The 25,343-nt window shown below is 68.0% G+C and carries 17 protein-coding genes; all 17 read right to left on the minus strand.

Going from position 1 to position 25,343, the window contains the following annotated elements:
• Positions 1 to 21 precede the first annotated feature (21 nt).
• The 17 genes from ACFQ6S_RS04830 to ACFQ6S_RS04910 all read right to left on the minus strand — a co-directional run bounded on the left by ACFQ6S_RS04830 (position 22) and on the right by ACFQ6S_RS04910 (position 25,318).
• Entirely contained in the window at positions 22 to 1,044 is a 1,023-nt protein-coding gene (locus ACFQ6S_RS04830) for a diiron oxygenase (protein WP_383403519.1), read from the minus strand.
• Positions 1,025 to 1,876, minus strand: a complete 852-nt coding sequence (locus ACFQ6S_RS04835) for an arylamine N-acetyltransferase (RefSeq protein ID WP_383403521.1) — start codon at positions 1,874 to 1,876, stop codon at positions 1,025 to 1,027. The genes ACFQ6S_RS04830 and ACFQ6S_RS04835 overlap by 20 nt, the downstream gene beginning before the upstream one ends.
• Before the next feature lie 17 nt (positions 1,877 to 1,893).
• Positions 1,894 to 2,766, minus strand: coding sequence for a 4-hydroxybenzoate octaprenyltransferase (locus tag ACFQ6S_RS04840; protein ID WP_383403523.1), 873 nt, complete (start codon positions 2,764 to 2,766; stop codon positions 1,894 to 1,896).
• Between the two features lie 53 nt (positions 2,767 to 2,819).
• Positions 2,820 to 3,992 (minus strand): cytochrome P450, encoded by a 1,173-nt coding sequence (locus tag ACFQ6S_RS04845; RefSeq protein WP_383403526.1) that lies wholly within the window; start codon positions 3,990 to 3,992, stop codon positions 2,820 to 2,822.
• A 103-nt stretch (positions 3,993 to 4,095) separates the two neighbouring features.
• Complete coding sequence (locus ACFQ6S_RS04850; RefSeq protein ID WP_383403531.1) at positions 4,096 to 4,974, minus strand: SAM-dependent methyltransferase; 879 nt, start codon at positions 4,972 to 4,974, stop codon at positions 4,096 to 4,098.
• Positions 4,975 to 5,020: 46 nt separating this feature from the next.
• A complete protein-coding gene (locus ACFQ6S_RS04855; protein WP_383403534.1) occupies positions 5,021 to 6,058 on the minus strand; it encodes a polyprenyl synthetase family protein in 1,038 nt (345 codons plus the stop codon).
• Between the two features lie 438 nt (positions 6,059 to 6,496).
• On the minus strand, positions 6,497 to 7,801 hold the full coding sequence (locus ACFQ6S_RS04860) for a 3-deoxy-7-phosphoheptulonate synthase (RefSeq protein ID WP_383403537.1): 1,305 nt from the start codon (positions 7,799 to 7,801) through the stop codon (positions 6,497 to 6,499).
• Positions 7,802 to 7,885: 84 nt separating this feature from the next.
• Positions 7,886 to 9,463 carry a fatty acid--CoA ligase family protein gene (locus ACFQ6S_RS04865; protein WP_383403540.1) on the minus strand — a complete coding sequence of 526 codons (1,578 nt, stop codon included), beginning with the start codon at positions 9,461 to 9,463 and terminating at the stop codon, positions 7,886 to 7,888.
• A gap of 24 nt (positions 9,464 to 9,487) precedes the next feature.
• Positions 9,488 to 10,246, minus strand: a complete 759-nt coding sequence (locus tag ACFQ6S_RS04870) for an SDR family oxidoreductase (RefSeq protein WP_383403543.1) — start codon at positions 10,244 to 10,246, stop codon at positions 9,488 to 9,490.
• Positions 10,247 to 10,278: 32 nt separating this feature from the next.
• On the minus strand, positions 10,279 to 14,595 hold the full coding sequence (locus ACFQ6S_RS04875) for an amino acid adenylation domain-containing protein (RefSeq protein ID WP_383403546.1): 4,317 nt from the start codon (positions 14,593 to 14,595) through the stop codon (positions 10,279 to 10,281).
• Positions 14,596 to 14,649: 54 nt separating this feature from the next.
• Positions 14,650 to 15,459, minus strand: coding sequence for a 2OG-Fe(II) oxygenase (locus ACFQ6S_RS04880; protein WP_383403549.1), 810 nt, complete (start codon positions 15,457 to 15,459; stop codon positions 14,650 to 14,652).
• A gap of 820 nt (positions 15,460 to 16,279) precedes the next feature.
• Complete coding sequence (locus tag ACFQ6S_RS04885) at positions 16,280 to 17,059, minus strand: aminotransferase class IV family protein (RefSeq protein WP_383403552.1); 780 nt, start codon at positions 17,057 to 17,059, stop codon at positions 16,280 to 16,282.
• Between the two features lie 111 nt (positions 17,060 to 17,170).
• Positions 17,171 to 18,475, minus strand: a complete 1,305-nt coding sequence (locus ACFQ6S_RS04890) for a hypothetical protein (RefSeq protein ID WP_383403555.1) — start codon at positions 18,473 to 18,475, stop codon at positions 17,171 to 17,173.
• Positions 18,472 to 18,888, minus strand: coding sequence for a hypothetical protein (locus ACFQ6S_RS04895; RefSeq protein ID WP_383403558.1), 417 nt, complete (start codon positions 18,886 to 18,888; stop codon positions 18,472 to 18,474). The genes ACFQ6S_RS04890 and ACFQ6S_RS04895 overlap by 4 nt, the downstream gene beginning before the upstream one ends.
• A gap of 101 nt (positions 18,889 to 18,989) precedes the next feature.
• Positions 18,990 to 19,376 carry a hypothetical protein gene (locus ACFQ6S_RS04900; protein ID WP_383403561.1) on the minus strand — a complete coding sequence of 129 codons (387 nt, stop codon included), beginning with the start codon at positions 19,374 to 19,376 and terminating at the stop codon, positions 18,990 to 18,992.
• Positions 19,377 to 19,592: 216 nt separating this feature from the next.
• Positions 19,593 to 22,364: an AAA family ATPase gene (locus ACFQ6S_RS04905; RefSeq protein WP_383403564.1), complete on the minus strand. Its 2,772-nt coding sequence runs from the start codon at positions 22,362 to 22,364 to the stop codon at positions 19,593 to 19,595.
• A gap of 371 nt (positions 22,365 to 22,735) precedes the next feature.
• Positions 22,736 to 25,318 (minus strand): tetratricopeptide repeat protein, encoded by a 2,583-nt coding sequence (locus ACFQ6S_RS04910; protein ID WP_383403567.1) that lies wholly within the window; start codon positions 25,316 to 25,318, stop codon positions 22,736 to 22,738.
• Between the last annotated feature and the right edge of the window lie 25 nt (positions 25,319 to 25,343).

The following is a 25,343-nucleotide window of genomic DNA, read 5'->3' on the forward strand; positions in this document are numbered from 1 at the left end:
GCTGCTTGGCGTACGTGGTCGTCAGCGGGGGTCGGTCGTCACCGTCGACCAGTCGAAGGGGACGGAGTCGAGGACATCCAGTTCTTGGCACAGCTGCCGCAACCCGCTGAAGTCCTGAAGGAGCCGGCCACCGCCGGAGGTGCCCTTGATGTCTCGCAGCATCTGCTCGCCCCCCTCCACCTCGAGCAATTCCAAGATCCTCGCCCAGGTCGTGAAATCGTGGGCGGCGAAAGCCTCCATCCCGTCGGCCAGCGCGCTGAGGAAGTAGTCGCGTCGCTCGGCAGTGAAACGCTTCCAAGCTTCCTGGGCGATGGTGTCCGCGATTGAGGCGTGGCAGTACTCGTCGCGGTTGTGCAGAACGGCCGTCATGCGGTTGACGGGCTGGATCTCGTGATCCTCGGCAATGAGGTCCAGGTGGGCGTTTACCGATATTTCCGCGACCGTGGTGAAGGCGAGTGAGACCAGAGCCCGATGCTCGGGCGTCTTGGCCGTCGCCAGCCGGTGCGCGTGCTTGCGTGCTTTGTGACCGAGTGGAAGTGCGGACTCGGGCATTCGCCAGCCGCGTTGCCGACGTGTCACGGCGCTGGCATTGAGGTGCATCAGCGTGTGGTACTGCTCATCGACCATGGCTTGGGTAACCGCGATTGCCATGGACTCGCCGCCCAGCCCTGTGTCGAAGGCGTCTTGGGCGACCAGGCTGAACCCCGGATTGACCACGTACTGCTCGATGTCCATGACGTTCTTGTTGAACGCCACCCAGCCCCACGCAAGGAGTTTGGCCTTGACGTCGTCGTCGAGACCGAGATAGGTAGGGTGATTCCGGAAGGGCAGCAGGGCTACGGGGAAGTCCGGCCTGTCCCGTTCGAACACGTCGTCCAGAGTCTCTTCCCGCCGTTTGACCGTGGCGCGCCGGTACCAGTTGTCGGCAAGCCTGCCGAGGATGGCGTTCTCCACCGCATCATTCGGATCGTGCTCCGGGAGCGACCGGAGCCGTTCCACCACGGGTAATGCTCCGAATTCCGGTTCATTGAGCATCTCGTCCATATCGATCCTTGTGATCTCGCCTACCCTTGAGGTCCTGGACGTCGCCTGGTTCCAATGTGATCCCGAAGATCTTTTCCGGAGCGGAAAGCGCCTCGTCCTCGTCGAGTTCCCGATGAGTCACCGGCTCTCCAAGCCGCATTTCTGTGAGCGTGTTGCCGATGAGGACGTGCCTCACCGTGGACTGTGTGCGCTGGAGGATGACCCGGTGGTTGAACGGGGAGCGAGGGTGGGTCAGGCAGAAGTGGTTGAGGACCTCGAAGTCCGCCGGAAAGCGTGCGTCCGTGGTGAAACCGTAGAGCTCCAGCGGTCCTTCGGCACGCAAGGATCGCAGTACGTATTCGCCGTGCGGTTCCCGCACCATGTCAAAGGGCCAGTCCCCATCCAGCCGCGAGGTCGCGGCGAGGCGGATCGGCTCATAGAGTCCGAATCCACCAAAGCCCACATCGAAGAGCCAGCGTTCGCCGTCCAACTCGACGCACAGAGCTACATGGACGGCGGGACCGGTCCTGTTTCCGGTGCGGATTCGGGATCTGGCCGCGAGCGCCGAGAACGTGAACCCGATTCGGTCCAGCACGGCTGCCATCAGGACGAGGTGTTCCAGGCACAGGCCGCCACGGCCGCGTCGCACGATCTTCTCCTGGACACTGTCCAGGTCCAACGGCGCCGGCCGCCCGAGCACCGCGTCGATGTTCTCGAAGGCGATCGTCTCGACGTGGGCGGCATGCAGGCCTCGCAGCGTAGCGAGATCCGGAGCCACGTCGGCCGGATATCCCACGCGAGACAGGTAGGCGTCCAAGTCGACGCCGGTACCCTGCCACATCGAATCTGTCATTCGTATCCCATTCCCTGTCATGTGAACTGCCCGGCGACCGCCGCCGCGAGAATGATCCAGCCGAAGTAGCGATTGGTGACGAAGGTGTCCCAGCAGGATTTCGGATCATCCAGATTCACGCGTACGACCTGATAGGCCAGCAGGACACCCGCAGACACGACGAGCAAGTAATAGGCCCAACCGGTCTGTTCCTCGACGCCCGCCCACAACGCGCCGCCGACGCTCAGCCCGATGAAGACGGCCAGCCACGCCTTGCTGGACCGGCCGAACATCAGAGCAGAGGACCTGACACCGATGGCCCGGTCGTACTCCTTGTCCTGGTGGGAATAGACCGTGTCGTGAAACAGGGTCCAGAAGAACCCGCACGCATACAGGCCGGCCACCGCCGGCGGGTAGTCGATACTGCCGGTCACTGCGGTCCAGCCGGCCAGCACATAAACGTTGATCGCCAGTGCCAGCCATGCCGTGGGCCACGGAGTGACCCGCTTCATGTAGGGGTACGCGACAAGCAACGGATACGAGGCCCCGACGACCAGGGCTGTTTCGCCGTTCACCATCGCCAGAATCAGCAGTGAAGCCACAGCCTGTGCGGCGCCGAACAGGAGTGCCTTCCCGACGCTGATCGTCCCCGCCGCGACAGGGCGCGACGCCGTGCGGGCGACCCGGGCGTCGATGTCCTTGTCGACGACGTCATTGACCGCGCAGCTCGCCCCGCGCACCAGCACCGCCGCGACGGCGAGACAGACCACCGTCAGCAGGTCCGGTCGCCGTCCGGAGGCGAGGGAAACACTCCACAAGGCTGGAAGAAGGTAGAGCACGACACCCGTGGGTGCGTGAAGACGCATCAACACGAGATAGACGCGGATTGAATCAGGACTCTTCCTGACCATGCGCTCAGATATTCTCGGGGAATTACCGCGCCCCGTTGCCGCCGGGACGCCGGTCACCACGTCACCGGAAGTTCAACAAGCCCGCCGGTCAATGTGTCGTGGCGGAGCCTCAGCTTCTCCACGTCGACGGCCAGACGCATGGTCGGGAAGCGCGCGACAAGGCGGGCAAGCACCACCTGGAGCTGCATCCGGGCCAGCGGCGCGCCGACGCAGTAGTGCATGCCGTGTCCGAAGGTGAGGCTGCCGGCGGTCTGTCGAGTGACATCGACCCGCTCCGGGTCACTGAAGACCGTCCGGTCGTGGTTGGCCGCGATGATGTTCAGCAGCACGAGGTCTCCGGCGCGGATGGCGGTTCCGTCGATCTCCAGATCCGTCCGCGCATAACGTGGCATTCCGCCGTTGTGCGGGTTCGGCATCGACATGCGCAGGATTTCCTCCACCGCGCCCGGGATGAGGCCCGGGTCGTCCAGGAGTGTCTGACGTTGCTCAGGGTTGGCCAGCAGCAGCAATGCACCCGTGCCGATTCGGGCCACCGTGGTCTCGTAACCACCGAACAGCAACAACGCGGTCAGCCCTATGACTTCGCTGTCGTTGACGCCCTCGGCCGCGCACAGCCTGGAGATCACGTCATCGCCCGGATTCTGCCGCTTGTGAGCCACAAGTTTCTGGCAATAGCCGAACAACGCCGCCAGCCCCTGCTGGGATCGGGTCCGGTCCTGCACATTGGCGGCGTCCTGGGTCCAAGTGCTGAACTGGTCCTTGTCCTCATGGGGCACGCCGAGCCACTCGCACATCACCAGAATCGGCAGCGGCAGGGCCAACGCCAGGCGTAGATCCACCGGTGGCGTCTGCCCGGCCAACTCGTCCAGCAGCTGCTCGGTCAGCGTTTCGACGTGGGACCGCAGCGCCAGCATGCGCTCCGGTGAGAAGTGCGGTTCCAGCAGCGAACGCATCCGAGCGTGGTCGTTGGCGAAGCTGCCCAGCAGGCTGTTGAGAAACGCGGCCCCTCTGTCACGGGCTGCGGTCTCCGGGTCGGGATGGGAGCGGCTGAACCGGTCGTCGTCCAGCAACTGCTGTACCTGGCCATGACCGGTGACCAGCCACGCTTCGTCCCCCTCGGCGGTACGAACCCGATGGACCGTGCCCTGGGACTGGAGCGTGCGCAGCAATGGCGCGACGTGCAGCAGATGCGTCTGCTCGAAGGGCAATTGAGCTGGGGCGTTCACTGACATCCTCCATCGTTATGACCCGTAGGACCCCGTCGGAGCCGAAGCCGAGTTCAACCGGGCCGCCGCCCGGTTGAACTCGGCGGGCGGCCCGCAGGCCGCTCTACGCCGGCGGCGTGTATTCGGCGACGACGACGATGTAGTTGAGCTCGTTGCTCCTGTGCGCGTCGAGGAACGGCTGCTCCACGCCGGTGCGCAGTCCCCAGTGCGAGCGCAGCTCCCAGTGGGGGATGGCCTCTTGGGTCAGGTCCCAGACCTGCGAAGGCACGAGGTGGTTGTCGGCGAGTGCCTTGAAGTAGTCGCTGCGGTTGTTGATGTGGCAGTCGTAGTGGTCGTCGATGGCCTTCACCGCCGTGCTGCTGGTCGACACTGCGTCGTTGGCGCACCAGGTGACGCAGACGTAGCGGCCTCCCGGGCGCAGCAGCCGGGCGAACTCCGCGAAGGCCTCCGCGGGGTCGACGTACATGGTGGTCTCGTTGGTGTACACGGCGTCGAACGACCCGGCGGGCAGACCGGTGTCGCACATGTTGGCGTACCTGAAGGAGACCTTGTCGTCGCAGCCGTGCACTTCCTTGGCCAGGCGCTCCGAGAACTCGATGTGGTGGGCGCAGAAGTTGGCCCCGACCACCTCGCACCCGAACCGCCGGTTGACGAGGAAGGCCGTGCCGCCGCGACCCGAACCGCCGTCCAGCACCCTCGCGTCCGGCGAGAGCGGGGCCAGCCCCCGCAGCACCAGTTCGACCTGCTCGTTCTCCATCCGGGCCATTTCCGCGAGGATCGCGGCGTCCCGCTCGGGCTCGGGAACCTCCAGCACGGATTTGTCGTACGGGCCGACGGCATAGTGGTGGTGGTACAGCCCGTCCTCCTCGCCCAGCAGGAGGTTGATCGGGTCCTGGGTCTTGGTTTCATAGTGAGCCTGCGCCCGGCGCTCGAACTCGCTGCGGACGACAGGGGGAGCCGGGGATTCGTGGGTAGTGGTCATGAAGGTGTACTCCCATTCATTTGCCGCCCCTGTCGGGCGGCGCGGGTCATGCTGCGCGATTGACGATGCGGTCGAACAGGGCGGTCAGTTCGGCGGTCGCGGTCGGGGAGAGCCCGGCTCGTCCGAGGTGCTCCACAGCCGAGTCCAGGTGGCGGCGGGACAGCCGCACGGCCGACTGGCGGCCGCCGGCCTCCTCGATGAGGTCGGCCAGCGACTGAAGGTGCGCCGTTGTGGTGCCGTCGGCGTGCCACAACCGGCTCAGTCGGACGCCGGCCGGGCTGTCGGCGGACAGGGCAACCAACACGGGGAAGGTCAGGTTGCGCCGCTTGATGTCGCCCCGGATAGGCTTGCCGGTCACCGCGGGATCGCCCCAGATGTCCTCCACGTCATTGGAGATCTGCAAAGCGATGCCCAGGTGCCGGCCCGCGTCGCGCAGGGCGGCCAGGACAGTCCCCGGTTTGCCCGCCCGTAGTGCCGGTGTCCTCAGCGAGCACTCCAGCAGTGCGGAAGCCTTCTCCTTCACCATCTGCTCGTACGCCGCAATGCCGGATCCCGGGCCCGGTCGGATGCTGAGCTCACGAGCCTGGCCCGCGTGAACCAGACCGAGGGCCTCGGTGAACGACCTGGCGATCTCGTTGTGGCCGGGGCCGGAGTCGTCCACGACCATCCGCAGCCCAAGAGCCTGTACCGCGTTCCCGGCGTGTATCGCCAGACTCGTGCCGAATACCTTCCACGCGGCCGGGCGGCCGCGACGCAGCTCGTCCGTGTCGGCGATGTCGTCGTGGATCAGGGTCGCGTTGTGCAGCAACTCCACCGCTGCCGCCTGGGACTGCACGTCCTCCGGCCGCAGGCCGAACCCATCGGCCACCGCCATCATGAGGCTGGCGCGGGTGAGTTTGCCGTTCTCCCCACTGGTGGGATCACCATGTTCGTCAATGAAGCCCAAGTGGTAACCGCAAATCCGGGCCAGGGTCGGCTCCAACGCAGAAACCTGCTGTTGAATAACAGGAAATACCGTGGATCGCGCTACCCCCGGCGAGAAGAGGGCTTTGGACCCGGTAGACGAGGTGACGTGTGTACTCATCGCGATTCTCCCTTCGCCGTGCAGTGAAATCTCGATGCAAGGAGGCTTAAGTAGAAGCCCACCATTGCCGAGCATCACCGCAGGTCACCGGCGTGCTGCTTCCGAGTTTCACGTGACCCGGAATCCAGAATTGCCCAGGGATCCAGTGGCGTATCGGATTTGAGTCTGGGTGATCTCTCCCAGTCGTGTCAACGATGCGGCAATGGGGACTAAGGAAATCACTAGGGAACGATGCCATTTCGAGCCGGGCAAAGGCGTGCTCAATGCGGGCACCGAACGGGCCCGCCGGCCGCCGTATTCGGACGCCATCCGTGCCCGATCGGTAGTGGTCCTCTTTTGGGGTTGGCTTTAATTGCCAAGTGCGCTCGCCGCATTCGCCGCGATCAAGGCGAATCAGCCACACTGGCGCGGCAATTGGCTCAAAATGGGGAAACCGAACTAGGTCTGGTTGAGCCGCAATGCGGCGTGGTTCCGGGGCTCGAGCTCCTGATACTCCGGCCCAGCAGGCAGCGACCGTCCGGCCGGGATCGTCTGCTCTTCCCGGTCCATCCATGGCCCGTCTCTCGACGAGGTGGGCCGGACGTACCCGTCGGACCAGGCGGAGACCATCGAGACGGCCTGTTCAGGATTGAGCCGGGGGTCGCACAGGCTGGTACGGCGGACGGTCTTCCCCTCGTACTCGGAGATGTCCGTGGCACATTCGAGGACGTCGTCGGGGGTGGTCTCCAGATGCAGTCCGCCCGCCGTGCCGCCGACATCGGTCACGGCCCGGAGGAATCCCCGGATCTCCCGTGCCATGGTCTCCAACAGGCGGGTCTTGTGTCCGTCCGGGCCGACCACGGTGTTGCCGTGCATGGGGTCGCTGAGCCAGATCACCGGGTGGCCGGCCATCCGGACCGCCTCCACGAGCCCTGGCAGCCGGTCGCCAACCGCCTCGGCGCCCATCCGCGCGATGAGAGTGAGCCGGCCCGGTTCCCGTAGCGGATCGAGCCGTTCGCACAGGACGGTGATCTCCTCCCGGGTGGTGGTCGGACCGATCTTCACGGCGACCGGGTTGACGATGCCGGCGACAAGGTCCAGGTGAGCGCCGTCCGGCTGGCGGGTCCGCTCGCCGATCCACGGCCAGTGTGTGGAGCCGAGCCAGCGACGCCCGTCACCCAGCTCACGGATCAGCGGCACTTCGTAGTCGAGGACGAGTGCCTCATGGCTCGTCCACAACCGGGGCACGGTCAGGGGGTGGTGGCCCAAGGCCACGGGCCCGCGCCAGCCCAGGTGTTCCATGACGTCGAAGGCCGTGATGAACGAGGTCAGCAGACGCAGCGGATCGTGCCGACGGCTTTCCGGGTCGCGCTCCGGGCCGTTGACCATGTGGCCCCGGTAGACCGGCAGTTCCAGCTCCCCGATCCGTTCGAAGGGCCTGGAACGAGGCTTGGCGAACTGGCCCGCGATGCGTCCGACCCGTACCACCGGCTGGTGGGTGGCCGTCTTCAGCGTCGCGCCGAGCAGGTCGAGCACCGCGGATTTGCGCGCCACGTACGCGGCGTCGCACTCAGCCGGGTTCTCGGCACAGTCCCCGGCCTGCACCACCAGGGCTTCGCCCCGGGCCACCTGGGCCAGCAGCATCCGCAGCACGCGCACGTCCTCCGCCCTGACCAGCGGCGGGCGTGCGGCCAGCACCTCCCGGATCCGCCGTACCTGGGCCGGATCGTCCCAGTCGGGTTGCTGGAGAGCCGGCTTACGCATGTCGGGCACGGCATTTCGGGGCGAGCGCCGAATGGTCGGGGCGCCGCTCGGCGGACTCGGCCGGTACGGGTGCGGCGGTCGGTGTCATGCCGCACCGCTGTGCCGTGCGGCCAGCCTCTGTTTGTCCGGCTTGCCGGCACCGGTGAGGGGCAGCGCGTCGTGGAACGTCACCACGGCCGGTACGTGCTTCGGGGACAGCTCGGCAGCCACGTGACCGATCAGCGTCCCGGAGTCGGCGGTGCTGCCCGGCCGCATCACGACGGCGGCGTGGATGTGCTCCACGCGGTCGTCGTCGACCACGCAGTACACCGCGGCCTGGGCGACCTCCGGATGGCTGAGCAGCGCGTTCTCCACATCCGTGGGACGGACCTTGATGCCGTTGGTCTTCATGACCTCGCCCATCCGCCCGTGCAAGCGCAGACAGTCGTTCTCGTCGATGGAGCCGAGGTCGCCGGTGTGCACCCAGCCGTCGCGGATGGTCGCGGTGGTCAGCTCAGGTTCGCCCCAGTAGCCGAGCATGGTGGACGGGCTCCGCACGCACACCTCGCCGATCTCGCCGGGCCGGACGTCATGGTCGTCGTCCACGTCGCGGATGCGTACTTCCGCGGTCGGGCGCCCGGCGGTCCGGCGGAGTTCGGGGTCGAAGTGGTCCGGCGGGGTCAGGACGCTGATGGGGCTGGTCTCCGTGGTCCCGTAGATCTGGAGCAGTACCGGGCCGAACACTGCGAGCGCCTCGGCCAGGCGGGCGGGGGCCGCGGGGGAGCCGACGTAGGTGATGTTCCTGATGCTCGACCGGTCGGTGGTGGCGAGGTCGGGGTGGTCGATCAGCATGTACAGCTGCGGCGGCGTGATCGTCAGCGTGGAGACGCGGTGCTGTTCCACGGCCCGGAGCACTGCGCCGGCCTCGAACCCGTCGTGCAGGACGACCGTTCCGCCGGAGGCGAGCGCGAGGTCGACGATGGAGCCGCTGGAGTTGCTCACCGGCAGGGTCGACAGGTAGACGAGGGGTTCCGGGGACTGGAAGCCCACCTTGAGGCCCACCTGGAGGTAGAGGCTGCGGACGCGGTACGGCATCGTGACGGCCTTGGGGCGGCCGCTGGTACCGCTGGTGCAGATCACCACGGCCGGCTGTTCGGGATCGACCTCGACGGCGTCGAGGTCGAAGGCGTCCGCGTCGCCCGACGAGAGGTCCAGGACATCGGGACCGAGAGGGCCGAGCGCGGCGAGCCGCGGTGGCTCGGGCAGCCGGTCGCACAGCTCGCGGGCCGCGTCGACGTTCTCCTTGTCGACGGCCAGGAAGGTCGCCCCGGTCCTGCTGAGGATCTTCTGCCGGGCGGCGGCGGCCATCTGGTCGGTGGGATCCACCGCGTTCGTGGAGTGCAGATGGACCAGGGTGGCCCCGGCGAGGTTGGCCGCGTAGCGGAAGATGATGGTCGCCGGGCTGTTGGCGACGGTCAGCACGGCCACCACCGGATCCTGGGCTCCCGTGATCAAAGCCCGGCGTTCGGTGAAGTGCCGACGCAGGCGTTCCGCCGCCGCGAGAACCGCCTTGCAGAACTCGCCCGCGGTGAACTCCTCGCCTTCCCGCCACAGGGCGATCCGGTCGGGATCGGACGCCAACGCCTCAAGCACCCGGCGGGCGTAATTCTCGTTCGAAGACATCGGAATTCCATTTCGTCGGCGTGGTCAGGGCCGCTGGCGAGTGGGGCGCAGACGAATGTCGTCGAGGTGGACATGCGTCGGGCGTCCGATCACGTACCCGACGACGTCGGCGACGTCCTCCGGGACCAGCAGCGGCCCGTTCTCCTCGGCGATCGCCTCGAACCACGCCGCGTCGTATCCCGCGGACTCCTGAAACCCGGAGCGAACGAAACCCGGTTCGATCAGCGTCACCCGGATGTTGTGGGGGCACACCTCCTGCCGCAGTGCCTCCACCAGCGAGTGCACCGCGAACTTGGTCGAGCCGTAGACCGGATTCGCTGCCGACACCTGCCGGCCGACGGTCGAGCCGACGACCACGATGTCCCGCACTTGCGCGCCGCCGTCGTCCTCCGCCCGCTTTCGGAACTCGGCGCCGACCACGCGGAGTTGGCGCAGCATGGCGAGGTAGTTGACTTCCACCAGTTCCTGCCAGCGCTCCGGGTCGGAGCCCAGCACGGTGCCGGGCAGGCCCTGCCCGGCGGCGGCGACGAACACGTCGGCCGGTCCCCACTCCCACTCAGCCGTGGCCAGCAGTTCCTCGGTGTGACCGGCCTGCACGATGTCGCCGGCCACCGACACGGCCCGGCCGGGCGCCGTACGTAACTCTTCTTCCAGTTCCGTCAGTCGTTCGGCGCGCCGCCCGGCGGCCACCACGAAGGCGCCCTGATGGGCGAGGTGGCGGACGACGGCCCGCCCTATCCCCGACGAGGCCCCGGTCACGACTGCGATGCGTCGGTCTGTCATGTTGAGTCCCTGTGGTTCATCGATCGGCTGGCTCATGGAGAGGGCGGAACGGACCGGGGCGGCAGCGCGCCTCGGTCGATCAGGCCGGTCAACCAGGCGTGTAGCCAGGTACGGTCCGGTGCGGGGAACGACACGTCCAGGCGGGCGAGCAGGCGGCGGGTGCGAGTGTGGTCGTAACGCACATTGCGCTCCGGACGGCTCGCCCAGAAATGCGCCAGAGCGATCTGTTCGTCGCCGCCGGCCAGATGGTCCGCGAACAGCGGCGCGAAGTCGGCCGCCTCGTCAGGCTCCAGGACGAACCCGAGCTCACGCAGGGCGGCGAACAGGTCGGCGTAGAGCACCTCGTGGTGCGTGTCGACATGGAAGGTGCCGCCGGACACCCGTTCGCTCCGCGAGATCGCCAGGATGCCTTCAGCGACCACATCCACCGGGCTGAGTGCCACTGTCCGCGCGTCGACACTGGGCACACGGCCGATCTGTACCGCGGCGCGCAGGAGTTGGACCAGCCGGCTGTCACCGCCGTTGCGCTGGAAGCGGCCGGTGACCGAGTGACCGGTGACGTTGCCGGACCGATAGACGAAACCCGCTCCGCCGGCCGCGGCGAACTCGTGGACGATCCGCTCCGCGTCGTACTTGCTGCGCTCGTACTCGTTGAGGAAGCGCTGGCCGATGTTGAGGCTTTCCTCGGAGAAGACTGGCGTTTCGCCCGCCGGCCCGGTACCGCAGACCGCGAGAGTGGAAACGTAGTGCAGGTCCTTCGGCCGACCGGTGGAGGCGAGAGCGACCACCGCACGCACCGGTTCGGTGTTGAGACGGGTGAAGCTCTCGCGGTCGCCGAACAGACGGGTGTCGGCGGCGAGGTGGTAGACGGCCTCGACCTCGCGGACCAGCCGTTCGTACTCCTGGTCGGGCAGGCCGAACGCGGGCTCGGCGAGGTCACCGGCGAGCACGGTGATTCGGTCGGCATAACGGTCGAGGTCACCATCGGGCAGGTACCAGGCGAGCGTCTCGCGCAGCCGCTCGGGGGCCGGGCGGCCGTCGCGGTCGCGAACCAGGCAGTGGATCGTGCCGGTGGTACGGGTGAGCAGCAGGTACAGAAGATGGGCACCGATGAAGCCGGTGGCCCCGGAAAGGAGCACGGTGCCGTACTCGCGAACGCCGGTCCGTCCGAGACCGCCGCCGGCCGGCGGTTCGAAGCACATTGTGCGCGGGACCTGGACGAGCAGACCCGTGGTGGAGCCGCGCTCCACCACGAACTGCCCCTCCTCCGGCGGAAGTCCGGCCGCCTCCAGCAGATGCGCCCGCGTATCGCGTGCCAGGTCGATCAGCTGCCCGGAGTCGTGCGGGCGTAAGGGGTAGGACAAGTCGACCGCCAACTGTCCGTCGTGCAGGCGCGCGGTGAGCTTGAGGGCGTAACCGCGGTCGTTCTCCGGTCCACGGACTGGGCCGAGCCGGTGCCGTGAGGGCGACAGCCGAAGCTCGTCGTCCTGAGGGAAGGCAAGCGCGCCCAGGTAGTTGAAGCACACGTCGGTGCGCTGTGGCTGACCGTGCAGCCCGTAGGCAACGCCGAGTCGGGGCACATCTGCCAGCGCGGACTCAGTGGCCTTCACCGTAGCCGTCATGTCGTCGGCGACGGCGGCGATGCTGACCGGAAATGTGGAGGTGAACCAGCCCACCACGCGGGAGACGTCCAGGGCCTCGTCAAGTGGGAGTCGTCCATGACTCTCGACATCCACCACGACCTCGTCGGTGCCGCGCGCTGTGGCCAGTGCTTGGGCGAAAGCGCCGAGCAGGACGGCATGCGGGGGCAGCCGGGTGCCATTCAGTGCGTCGGTCTGGGCGCGGGACAGGCGGAACCAGATCGTCTCGGCGTTGCCCTCGCGGTTGTTGCCGACGGCGGCAGAGGCTGGGGCCGAGGTGGTGATGTCGCGCCAGTACTCGAGGTCGTCGGCCAGGACAGGGGCCTGGCCGCGCAGGTGGGTCGCCCAGCCGCCGAAGTCGGTGGGTGCGGGAGCCAGCGACGGGGCTCTGCCGCGCAGCCGTTCGGCGTAGCAGCGGGCCAGGTCGCTGGTGACGATGCGCCAGGAGACGGCGTCGACGCACAGGTGATGCGCCACCAGCAACAGGTGGCTCCGCTCCGTGCCGAGGAACAGGTGGGCCTGTAACAGGGTGCCGTCCTCGACCCGGATCCGCTCCTGGCAGGCGGTGGCGGTCTCCTCGATGTGCCGTTCGGCCTCTGTGGCGGCGACCGGCAGGGCGGAGCTGGTGAAGGGCGTACCGGGCTCGGCGAGCACGCGGCGGACACCGCTCGGTCCGGGGCGGAAAGCAGTGCGGAGCAACGGATGCAGGCGAATCACGTCGGCCACCGCGGCGGCCATGATCTCCGGTCGGACGGGCGGGTCGGCGTCGAGCAACAACGCTTGGTTCCACTGGTCGGGCTGGGCAAAGTGCTGCCGGAAGAACCATTCCTGGGCGAGGGACAGCGCGGTGTCCTCCGCTGGGAAGGGGACCACCGGAGGGTCCGTGGTCTCGGGGCCCTCGCCCGCGGCGCCCGCCCGCAGGCGTGTGGCCAGGGCCGCCGCAGTGGGCTCGGCCAGAAAGGCGGCAGCGGATACCCGATGGCCGCGGGACTGCAGGTCCGCGATCACCTGAATGGCATCGATGGAGTTGCCGCCGACCGACGAGAAGTCGTCGTACGGGGTGAAGTCATCGTGACCGAGCTGGCGTCGCCAAGCCGTCAGCACCTCGTCGAGCAGCGGATCCGGCGGATCCAGATGACCCAGCTGATCCTCCGAGCAATGGGCGTTTCGGCGCTCGGTGGGGCTGTCCTCAGCGAACTGACGCAGCGCCGCAAGGTCGGTCTTGCCGTTTCCGGTCCGTGGGAAGGCGTCGAGCACTTCGATCCGGTCCGGGACCATGTACGAAGGCAGCACTTCCCGGGCTCGGGCTCGGAGCGAGGCCGATTGCCCGTGGGTGTCAGATGCGCTGACCACGGCGACCAGCCGGCCCTGCTCGCCTGGCAGCACCATCGCGCGGGCGTCGGCGACGCCGGGCATCCGTCGCAACTCCGCTTCGACATGGTCGAGTTCAACGCGGTGACCGCGCACCTTGACCTGCCGGTCGCCGCGCCCGAGGAACTCCAGCACACCGTGGGAGTCGGCCCGCACTCGGTCACCGGTGCGATAGGCCACGCCGAGACCGGGATATCGCGCGGCCACTTCCTCGGTGAACGCCGCCGCAGTGGCCTCCGGGGCGCCGCGGTAGCCGAGTGCGACCGAAGGGCCGACAACGTACAGCTCACCGGCGGCATCGCGCTCATGGAAGGTTCCGTCCGGCGTGCGGACGAGGAGCCGGTTCGCCCCGAGCGGGCGGCCGATCGGTACCGACGCTGCGTCGCCCAGGGCGTCGAGGTCGGTCTCGGAGGTGAGGAGGTGGACGGAGACGCCGACCGTCGTCTCGGTCGGGCCGTAGTGGTTGACCAGCGTGGCGGTGATGCCGGAAGCGATGACTCTACGGGCCAGCGGCAGGGGCAGGAGCTCGCCGCCGAGCACCAGATGCCGGAGCCGTGGTCGAGAGGCGCCGTCCAGCCCGTACGCCTGGAACAGGACGCTCCAGTGCGAGGGCGTGGTCTTGAGGACGTCGATCCCTTCGGCGTGCAGATAGCGGAGCAGACCTGCGGGGTCGCGTCGTGTGGCGTCGTCCACCAGGTGCAGGGTGCCGCCGGTCCACAGGGCGAGGAAGACGCAGGTGTTGCCGAGGTCGGCGGCGAGCGTGGTGACGTGGGCGTACTGGAGGGGCTCGGTTATGTCGAGCCGGTCCAGCAAAGACTCGGTGTAGTGCCTGATGTTGGCGTGCGTGACCATGACGCCCTTGGGCACACCGGTGGAGCCGGAAGTGTGCAGCACGTACGCGGTGTCCTGGACGGCGGGGGTGGTCACGCCCCTCTCGGAGGGCTCCCCGGCGTCGTCCCCGGGGATGTTCTCGTGGACGTCGACGACGCTGAGCCCATGACGACGCAGTTCGTCGAGGTACGGCCCCGCACCAAGGACCAGGTCGGGGCGGGCCGCGGCGAGACGGCCCGCCCCTTCGGACACCGGATCGGCCGGGTCGACCACGGTGTACGCCGCACCAGCGGAGAGCACGGCCAGGAGTGCGGCGACAGTCGCGGGCGTACGGTCCAGGTGTACGCCGACGAGGTGCCCGCGGCCGACGCCCAGATGGCGCAGACGGCGGGCCAGTCGAGAGACCCGGACGTCGAGCTGTGCGTAGGTCAGTCGATCGTGACCCATGGCAACAGCCGTGCGGTTCGGGTGAGCCTTCGCGTGCGCTCGGACCTGAGCCGGGAGCATCTACTGTCGTCCTCTGTGTGTCGACTCGTGGCCGGGTGGCTGGTGGTGGGGGCGTCAGCTCCAGAACAGGAGCGGTTCCTGCGGGCCTTTGGAGACGATGAAGGCGCTGGCTCCGACCCGGTGTTGGTCCTTGGCCGGCGTCACCGCGTGCAGCTGACGGGGGCTGACGAGAATGAGGTCCCCGGCTTCCGGGTGGATCTGAATCACCGGCTTCTCGATGGAGTCCGGCTCCAGCCCCTCAACGACGAGGATCTGCTTCGTCTCCTCAGGAGTCGGCTCACGCAGCCAGAGCTGGAGATCGCCGCCCTCATCCGCGGACTGCAAGTAGATGTTGGCAACGAGTTGGTTGAGCACGCCCTCGATCTCGGGGGCGTCGGTCTCCTGGTCAATCGCGTCGTTGTGCGGCCAGAACTCTGAGGTGTTCGGCTGGAACACGCGGAGCGCACCGACGAAGCAGGTACGGCCGCGCAGGCGCAGCAGGTTGGCGCCTGCCGGCCACAGCTCCTGGAGCTCCAGTCGGATACGGTCCACCGGCGCCATGTAGGGGTGGAACATCGAGCGGACGTCTTCGATCGCCGGGAGCGCCTGCTCGTGGTACCTATCCGTCAGCTCCTCGTCCCACTTGGTGTCGATGTGAGGCATGTAGACACGACCGACACTGCTGGTGTGCTGCTTGTGGTAATGGCCGAGTTCCTGATGATTGATTGCCTTCTTGGCGGCCTCGGCCGCGATCTCGACCGGGTAATAGCCGCGCACATGGATCGCGGCGATCTCTCGGTTCGCCAGCTGGAGCAGCGTCTCTGTGGTGAGTTCGTGCGCGACCGTGCTTGTCGCGGACCGTACGACGTCGGGCTGGGTGGTCACGGATGGCTTCCTCTCGGTGGATGGCGCAGGGCTGGCGCGAAGACGTGACCGTGCTCGGAACTCGATTTCGCGCTCATCCGGATCGGCGTTGATGGCAGGACAGCCCGGATCAGAAGGAATGGAATTCGCCAGCCGCAACGGCAGGGTTGGCCAGAGGTCGGCGATTTGAAACCCTTGGCGTCTATTTCTCGGAAATCGTCAACCCATTGTCCATGCCGCTACGCGTCTGATTTATCCGCGATTATTGGAGGTGGACAAGCTCATAGGGCCTCTTCGAACAAGTGCGATCTGCTTCCGGCGCCAAGGGAGACTACGAGAGGGAAGGCGGTCATATGGTGCGGCGGGCGAACCGTACGGCTGCCTCGGCTTCAGACTCATCGCGATTCTCCTCCAGCCGCGCGAGCGAACCCGGAATCCAGAGTCACCCAGGGATCCAGTGGCGGGACCGGATTTGAGTCTGGGTGATCTCTTCCAGTTGTGTCAACGATGTGGCAATGGGGACTAGGGAAATCACTAGGGAACGATGCAATTTCGAGCTCAGCGCCCAGGAGTGCCGGCGGATGTTCGGCTGGCCCGAGATTTCTCAATGCGGGCACCGAACGGGCCCGCTCGGCGCCGTATTCGGGCGGTCGCGGCGCAGCAGTTGCCCGGCTCCTTTGTCGTGTTCGACGGCGTCCCGCTTGGTGAGAGGCGCCGCGAACCGCTGTTGATCGTCGGGTTCGGCTCGGGCCGGCAGGGCGTCGAGGGAGCCTCATTGGCGAGGCTGGCTCGGGAGTTTCGCCTCGGCTCTTCCGCGTGGGCCGCCCGTCTAGGCCGCGGCCTAGAGCCTTTCTCCGGGGACGGACAGGTAGGTCTCGCGCAGCCGGTCCAACACGGCGTGCTCGGTGGCCAGTTCGGTGTCGTCGATCGCAGCGACGGCCCGTACGCCGATACTTGTGTTCGTCGCGAACGCGGCCGCCATGCCCTTGGCCTGTTCCAGGGTGACGGTGGCGATCCGGTGTTCGGCGCGCAGCTGGAGCAGTGCCATGGTGACTCCGGGCAGCACAGGAGCCTGTGGCCACACCACCGTGCCGTTCTTCTCGACGAATCCGACGTTCCAGGTGCTGCCTTCGCTGACGAGTCCTTCGCGTCCGATGAACAGGGCGTCGTCGAATCCGGCGAGCTGCGCGCTGCGCCGGGTGTGCAGGGCCCCGAACAGGCCGACGTGCTTGACCTCGGGCAGGTCTCGCTCGTACGGCATGCTCCTGGCACGTAGCGGAGCCGGAGGCATCGCGCCGGCACCCCGCACGGTCACCAGGACCTGCGGTTCCCCGACGTTCGCGAGATGTCCCATGTCGACCTTGGGGTCGTAGATGGTCACGCGGACGACGCACGGCTGCGTCTGCCCCTCCAGGGCCTGGCGGACGAAGTCGCGGACACGTTCGGTGTCCAGTTCAGCACCCCACACGGCCTTGCAGTCCTTCGTGAGGCGTTCCATGTGCAGCGGCAGGCCGCGGACACGGCCGTCTTCTACTCGCATGGTCGTGAAGTGGCCGATGTTGACCAGGGCCAGGGACAGCAGTTCATCGGAGGAAACGGGCTTTCCGTTGAGTGTCGCCATGCCGCCAGGATGTCAGGGCTGCCTTTGCTGATGGCACTCCAAAGTTGGTTCCTGGCGGGTCAGCGTCATGTCGACGTCATTCCGAAGGCGTTGCCGCGGAGCTCGACGGTGTCACGAAAGCAGGGCCCAGGCCGTGATGCCGCTCGAGAGCGCGGCGATTCCCGCGGGCCATCCCATCCTGAACAGACGATCGGACTCCAGGAACGCGGCTGCCAGCATCTCCGCGACCACGGCCAGCGCGGTGGCGGCGGCGAGATACAGACCTCGATCACCGGCCGCGTCCGCAACGAGTTTCTGACGGTTCTGCTCCGCCCGCATGCCCGGCCAGTCCTCGGGCCGAGCCCGTAAGGCAGCCACGGACGCGGCGGAGACCCCGTCGGCGCGGCTGGGTGCCCGGCCCATGTATTCCGCCATCACACGCAGCCGGGAGGCGTGGCTCGTCTCGGCGGAGGCAACGGCCCGCTCGTGTCGTACGGCGGGAGAGTCCTTCTCGTACAGGACCGCGAGCTCGCGGGCAGCCGCATGGATGTCGGCTACCTGTGACTCCGTGACGGCCTGCGTCAGAAAGGCTTCTCGCTGTCCGCTGGCCACGATGGCCGAGCCGAGCCGGAGCGCATGGCGTGACGCTTCGGCCTGCGCGCGCTGCTCGTTGGAGGCGGCCGCCAACTGCAGCAGAGGCAACAGGAACAGCAGCACCACCACAAGCAGGTGCATCTGCGTGCCGCGCCGGTGGTCCGGCGAGGCGGTCGCCGGCTGCGGAATCGGGTCAATGCCTCGCAGGAGGCGGGGCGAGCTGCCAGTGGAGGGAGGGATACGCCATGGCTCGGGGCGCAGAACGCTCGCGGCGGCCATCATCGCGAGGATCGCCGCGCCGGCCAGGGCCAAGGAGAACCGCCCCCACGCCGCCCACCTGTCGCCGTCCTCCATCGTCCCGTTCGGCGTCAGCCGGTACTCGGCAGGATCCCGTTTCTCCTGGTGGGCGAGGCGGCGGGGAACGTCGTAGCCCTTCTGGGCGTCCCGGTACCGGTCGCTGCCGATGATGCTTTCGGGAGCAGCGCTGTGACGAAGGCTGACCGCCTCCTGCTCGGCGAGAGAGAACTCCGATGCCGCGAGCCGGCCGTCGTCCTTGAGCGCCCCGAGTGCCTCGGCTCGGCTGGAGGCAGCAGCCACGCGGAATCCGAGGGGAGCCTCGTCGGCGTACACATACCGTGCCTCTTCCTGGACCGCCGTCTGCAGCCTCAGTTCCTCGGCGACCGCGTCCTGATAGCAGTCACCGGCCTTCTTGAACTGCCAGGTGGCCAGCAGTGTCGCTGTCACGATGGCGGCTATCAGCCCGAGCTGGACATGGGTACGCAGACAGAACCGCCTCCGGGGCGGAGCGGTGCCGGCCGGGCCCGTAGGCGTGGGGCTGGTCATGGGGACACCCACGTAAAGACGAACTGCGTACCGTCCGAACGGGTCAGCGACAGCTTCCGGTCCGCTACCTCCCACCGGTAGTGCTGCGTTTCCACAGGGGCCGGCCTGTTCGTGTGGTCCTGCTCGGGGTTCTCAGGGTTCTTCCTGGTCACGCTCGCGAAGTGCGGCCTGAGGGTCAGGGCCTTCGCCGAAGTCTTGTACGTCCCTCCGGCGACATAGGTGAGTTCGTAGGTTCCCGTCTCTCCCATGGGATAGGACGTCATGCCGAAGTACTTGTACTTCCCCTCCGCGGTGAACCGGTAGGCGAGTGTGGTGTTGCTGCCCGGCTGCGCGCTCTCCCACGCGCCGACGATGTCCTGAGGGACGGCGGGCCCGATCGGTGAACGCGAGTCCGTGGTGTCTGCTCCGGTCACAGGGCTTGAGCAGGCAGCGACGCCGGAAAGCAGCAGCGCAACGAGTGGGCGAAGCGGGGTGCGAAGCCGACGGCCGGGGGTCGTGTCAGGGGCGGGACGGGTCATGAGCACTTTCCCCGTACATAGCTGAAGCCGTCGATGTACAGCAGGTCACCGAGGGTCGGGTCGGAGTACAGGGACCACGGATAGGAGATGAGGGGCCGGCCGTCGACGAGGAGTGTCAGCTGCGAGCTGTCGAAGCGGGCGATTCCGGAATCGCCCTGCCTGCCTCCATCGCTCCGGACGTACCGTCCGTCGTCGGCGAAGACGTAGGTCCAGTGCGCCGCCCTGTCCGTTCCTCCGCACCAACTGCCCACCACGCGTGGTGGGGTACGGAAGGAAACGCCGCTGGACCCCGACTGTGAGTCGTCTTCGGCGGCTGGCCGGGCGTCGGCGTTCACCGGGCCCGTCGGCGGTGTTCCCTCCTTCGAGCAGGCCGCGGTGGTCATCAGTACAGGAGCGAGCATCACAGCGCAGAAGAGGCGTGAAGTGAAGGCGATCGCACGCAACTCTTTCCCCCCAATCGGTCGTGTGTGGTGGACAGGAACGCTACGGAGCAGCAGCTCACAGCGCCCCAGGGGCGACCCTGGGGAGATCCCTGGGGCGCGAACCGACGTGAAGCGAGGGGTAGTTGGCGCCGCCCGGCGCTCCTGTCGCGCCCGTCGTCAGACGTCCCGGGGCAGCTTGTCGATCAGCCCCATGCGGGAAGTGATGCCGAGCTTGCTGTAGCTGTTGCTGAGGTGGTACTCGATGGTCTTCACGCTGAGCACCAGCTCACGGGCGATCTGCTGGTTCGTCATTCCCTGCACAGCCAGCCTGGCGACGGTGAGTTCCTGCGCGGTCAGTACCGGATGCCAGGTGGTCCGCGGACGGACGGTCACGCGTCCGCAGGCCGTCAGTTCCCTGTCGCACCGCTCGAGGTACACCGTGGCCTGGAGGCGGCGGAAGATCCTTTGCGCGCCTTCGAGCTCGGACGCCGCGTTCCTGCGTCGGCCGGAACGGCGAAGAAACGTGCCGTAGGCCAGGTGCAACAACGCCTCTTCCCAGCAGCCGTCGCCCTGTACGCAGTGCCGCAAGCCGTTGAGAAATGCCAGGTCGGCGGCTTCGGCGTGGCCGAGGGCTTCCTCCAGCAGCCCCCGGCAGCGCGCGGCCGCCGCCTGCTCGAGCGGCCTTCCCCGCTCGGCCGCACGCCTCTCGTACGGAGTGAGCACCGCCTGGGCTTCCTCCGTGCGGCCGGTGCGGGTCAGGGCTTCGGCGAGCAGGGGACGCCAGGCGACGAGGCCGGGCTCCTCGATGCCGTACCGGTGGACGATCTCCGGGCTCAGGAAGGGGCTCAGCTGCTCGATCACCTTCTCCTGATCACCGCGGGCACGGTGGACGAGAGCGAGCGCGGTGGCCGCGAAGGCGGAGTCGTTGACGTCTCCGAGCATCTGGGCGTATTCGGCTGCTGATGCGGCATGTGCTTCGGCGGCCCGGAAGTCACCTCGGCCGGCGAGCGGGTACGCGGTCACGGCGTGCACCACGGCGAGGATGGATGTCTGGTCGGTGTCCTCCGCCAGGGACACGGCATGGGTGCCGTGGGCGATGGCTTCGTCCCACTGCCCGGCGCGGTAGGCGGCGTCCGTGAGGAAGCCCAGCGCGACCAGAGCCGCATAGGGAAGCCCGCCACGACGGTGAGAGTCGAAGGCGTCCTTCAGGTCCCGGCGGGCCTCGCGCAGCTGCCCGTTCCACAGGTGCAGCATGCCGCGTGCGAGGAGGCCGTCCAGCTTCTCCGGGGTGTCCCGCCGTCCGGTGTCCGACAGGTGTGCGACGGACCGCATGCCTTGCTCGTAGTCGCCGGAGATCGCCAGGCCGATGGCGAGGGAATCGCGTAGGAAAGACGACCGCTCGCCCGGTGGCAGGGCAAGTCCGCGCTCGCCCCAGTGGATGATGCGCGGGGCGTCGCCCTGGATGAGACAAAGCCAGGCCATCTGCTCGGCGGCCTTGCGGAGTGTTTCCGTTCCCGTGGTCGCGTCACAGGTGTCCCAGCAGGCGGCGAGCTCACGACGGGCTTCGTCGAGCCGGCCCGCGGTGAGGGCGAGGTGGCCCAGGACGTAGTGCTGTTCCGCGTCGGGAACCATGCCGCGGATGGTCGGCTCCAGTTCGGCGGCCTGACTGACATCTCCGGCGAGCAGCAGGTACTCGACCCCTTGGAGCAGCCGCCGCGCCTGCGTGCCGGGCTCGGCGGACAGCCGGGCGGCGGCCATCGAGGCGGAGGCCGCGGCGGACCATGCGCCATTCGCGGACTGCTGCGAGGCGAACAGAGCGAGTTCCTGGGCGAGTTGTCGATCGGGTCCGATGGCGGCGTTGACCCGGTGCTGCAGCGCGAGCCATGGGTCGACCATGAGATCGGCGGCCACACGGTGCAGGCGCGAGCGCTCGGACGGCTCCAGCCCGCGGTAGACGGCCGCACGCAGCAGAGGATGGGGGAAGGACACCTGCGGCGGAGTTACAGTGGGGCCTTCCTCCAGCAGTTCGCACGCCATCGCCCGGGTCAGCGCGGTCAGGGGCTCCGGCACAGCACCCACCTCCGCCGCCAGATGGAGAGGGCTGGACATGCCGAGGACACTGGCGGCCTGTACCAGGCGGCGTGATCCCGTTTCGCAGGCAGCGAGTCGCTCCGCGATGATGTGCTCGTACCTGCGGGGTGCCGGCAGGACGGCGCGGTGACCGAGGACATCGGCGGGGAACTGCTGGAGCAGTGCCTTGACGTGCAGCGGGATTCCGAGCGTGTGATCCCGCAGCCGGACCATGGCCCGGCGTGGCAGTGACACGGGTCCGAGGGCCGCGTTCAGCGCCATCAGTTCCGGCAGCCCGAGGCCCTGGAGCGTCAGCCTGAGCGTGCTGTCGTCCTGGACCAACCGGTGGAGCCCTTGCGGCACCCGGGGATCGGCTGAGTCCCGGATGGCCAGCACGGTCAGAACCCGGTCCACGCGCAGTCTTCTCAGGACGAAGGTCAGCGCATGGAGAGAGGGAGTGTCTGCCCAGTGGATGTCGTCGATCACCATGACCACCGGTTTCTGGTCCTGGAATCGCCCCAGGGCATCCAGGAATACCGCCCCCACGGCAACGGGGTCATGCGCGGCGGTGCCGGACGAGGCACCGTCAGCCGCATCGGGAAGCACCGCACCGGTCGTCCCCGGAAGTTGGCGCATCAGTTGAGTGATGAGGCCGTAGGCCAGCTCCCGCTCGAGTTCCTCGCCGCTGGCAGTCAGCACACGGCAGTCCCTGGCCGGGCCGGCCAGAAAACGACGGATCAGGGAGGTCTTCCCGATCCCGGCGGTTCCATCGATGACGACGAGCCGAGGCTCGCCTCCGGCCGCCATGTCCAGCCAGCCGCTCATCCTGGCCATTTCCTCGTGCCTGCCCAGGAACGGCACCTCGGACGTCTGCCGCATTCGTCCCCCCGCTGGTTCGACGAAACCATGAGCCCGCAGGACGCTGCGGCGCGCCAGAAGCCGGGCGGGCGGCTCCTTGCCGGACCTCCCCAAGACCGGGCCGCACCCGCTGAGCAGGACCCAGAGTGACAGCGCCGGTCGGGACCGTCACCGTTTTCCGTCAAAGTCCTGATGCAGCGCCAGGCAGTGTGTAGGGATGGTCCGTTGAAGAAGCAGGACCCCTGGTGGACGCACTGCGTCGGTGCCGGGCGAACTGGACATGCGTCGGCGGTGCGACGTCCGGCAGCGCTGTGTGTGTTGGGGGGCGAGAGGCTGAGGCGCCTGCTGCGGTTGCCCCTGGCGTACCTTCTGATCCGTAGCTGTATGTGCAATCAGGGAGGGTCATACCGGTTGCTCGGGAGTGTTTGATGGGGGTTGAGGTCGGGGGCGGTTGCTGGGGTTGCTGTATCCGGTTGCTGTACAGCTGCCGCAGCATCACGGGCGCGGGCGAGGTTGTTGCGGGCGGTGAGGGTGTGGGGGTGGTCGTCGCCGAGGACCCGTTCGTAGTCGGCCAGCACCCGCTCGCCGAGGTCGAGGGCGTCGTCAAGGCGCCCGGCGTCGCCGTAGGACTCGGCGAGGTTGTGGCGCGCGTCGAGGGTGTCGGGGTGGTCGTCGCCCAGGACCCGCTCCCGGCTGGTCAGGACTCGCTCGCGCAGGTCCAGGGCGTCCTGAATGCGCCCGGCATCGCTATAGGAGCAGGCGAGGTTGTTGCGGGCGGAAAGGGTGTCGGGGTGGTCGTCGCCCAGGACCCGTTCGTAGTCGGCCAGCACCCGCTCGCGCAGGTCGAGAGCGTCGTCAAGGCGCCCGGCGTCGCCGTAGGAGACGGCGAGGTTGTGGCGCGCGTCTAGGGTGTCGGGGTGGTCGTCACCCAGGACCCGCTCCCGGCTGGTCAGGACCCGCTCGCGCAGGTCCAGGGCGTCCTGAACACGCCCGGCATCGCTATAGAAGGCGGCGAGGTTGTGGCGCGCGCCGAGGGTGTCAGGGTGGTCGTCGCCCAGGACCCGTTCGTAGTCGGCCAGCACCCGCTCGCCGAGGTCGAGGGCGTCCTGGACGCGCCTGGCGGTGCTGAAGGAGACGGCGAGGTTGCGGCGCGCGTCGAGGGTGTCGGGGTGGTCGTCGCCCAGGACCCGTTCATAGTCGATCAGGACCTGCTCGACGAGGTCGAGGGCGTCCTGGACGCGCCCGGCATCGCTATAGGAGGCGGCGAGGTTGTTGCGGGCGGAGAGGGTGGCGAGGTGTTCGTCACCCAGGACCCGCTCTCGGCTGGTCAGGACTCGCTCGCGCAGGTCCAGGGCGTCCTGGACGCGCCCGGCGGCGCTGTAGGAGTTGGCGAGGTTGTTGCGGGCGGTGAGGGTGTCGGGGTGGTCGTCGCCGAGGACCCGTTCGTAGTCGGCCAGCACCTGCTCGCCGAGGTCGAGTGCGTCCTGGACGCGCCCGGCGTCGCTATAGGAGGCGGCGAGGTTGTGGCGCGCAAGGAGGGTGTCGAAGTGGTCGGGACCGAGGATGTCGTTGCTCTGGCGAGCGGTTCTCTGGTCGTACTCGATGGCCTGGTCGTAGAGCCCCGCATCGGCGAGGCTGACACTGACCTGGTAGATGCACGGGTGGGCTTCGGGCTGCCACAAGACCGGGTGGGTGAGCTCATCGAGATGGGCCGTGTTGGCACGCAGTGTGGCGGCCATTTCCCGTTCCTCGTGGTCGAAACGGGGCCACAGGCTCAAGATCGCGTCAGCGGCGGTCTGGGCTGTGGCCGGGAGCGTGCCGGACGGGATGGTTTCGCGCACCGCGCGGGCGGTCAAGGCGTGCAGACGGATGGGGGCGGTGGCCGTGTCTTGGGTGATCAGGGCGTAGGTGCGCAGGCATTCCAGCGCGCTGTGCACCTCGCCTTCGGTGACGGCGGGGCGGTGGCGGCACAACCAGCGGCGTTGTGGTGGGCGTGCGGTGCGCAGATGGCCGAGTGCCTCGAGTGTGGTCCATGCCATGGCGGGGTGGCCGAGGGGGTCCATGAGGGAGGCGAGGTGCAGCAGGGGGCGGGCCAGTCGGGTGTTGTCGACTTCGTCGACCGCGTCGAGGGAGAGTAGTAGCGAGGCGGTGACGGGCCGTCCGTAGCCTTCGGTGTCGGCGCTGGGCGGGAGCAGATCACCCAGCCTGCTGCTGGTATCGCGCAGCAGGGTGAGGTAGTTGGCCATCGTGCGCCGGGTGTTGATGAGGTAGGCGGCGGCGTGACCGAGGGCGAGAGGAAGATTGCCGAGTTCGTCTGCCAGCTTGTCCGCCCGGTCGGAGTCGTGCAGGTGGGCGTGGCCGGCGTCGGTGAGTCGGCGGCGCAGATAGGCATCCGCCTCGTCCCGCGTGTAGAGGCCGAGCCGGATCAGGGTGCGGCCCTGGCCGCTGAGCTGGGCATCCTCGCGCCGGGTCGTGGCCAGGACCCAGCCGTTACCGGCGCCGCTGTCCGGCCACCATTCCCCAAGGAGGGCGGGGTCGGTGAGGTCGTCCAGCACCACCAACCATCGCCGCTGCGTGGCCGTCAGCCACCGTACAAACAGTTGCGCCGCCCCGCCTTCGTCCTCGGGGGTGGCCCCGGAGAGATGTAGTTGCCTGGCTGCTTCCGCGTACACCGTGATGATCTGGTCGGGGCTGGTGGCTCTCGCCCACACCAGCACATCCCGACCGACACCCGCTGTGTGCTCCTGGTCCCGCAGCTGCCGTGCCAGGGACGCCGCGAGCTGGCTCTTGCCCACTCCGCCCGCCCCGGACAGCACGACGTCATGGCCCGTGCGTCGCGCCTCATCGGCGCGGTCCCGGATCTCCGTACGGGGCTGGAAGGCCGCCGCGAGCCGCGGTACATCCCCCACCCAGACCGGCCACTGCACGGACGGGCCCTGTACCGGCGCCGGATACACATGCATATCCCCTGCCACTTGAGTGACATCACGCTGCGCCCGC

The sequence above is a fragment of the Streptomyces sp. NPDC056479 genome, from assembly GCF_042795335.1.
Classification (GTDB): Bacteria; Actinomycetota; Actinomycetes; order Streptomycetales; family Streptomycetaceae; genus Streptomyces.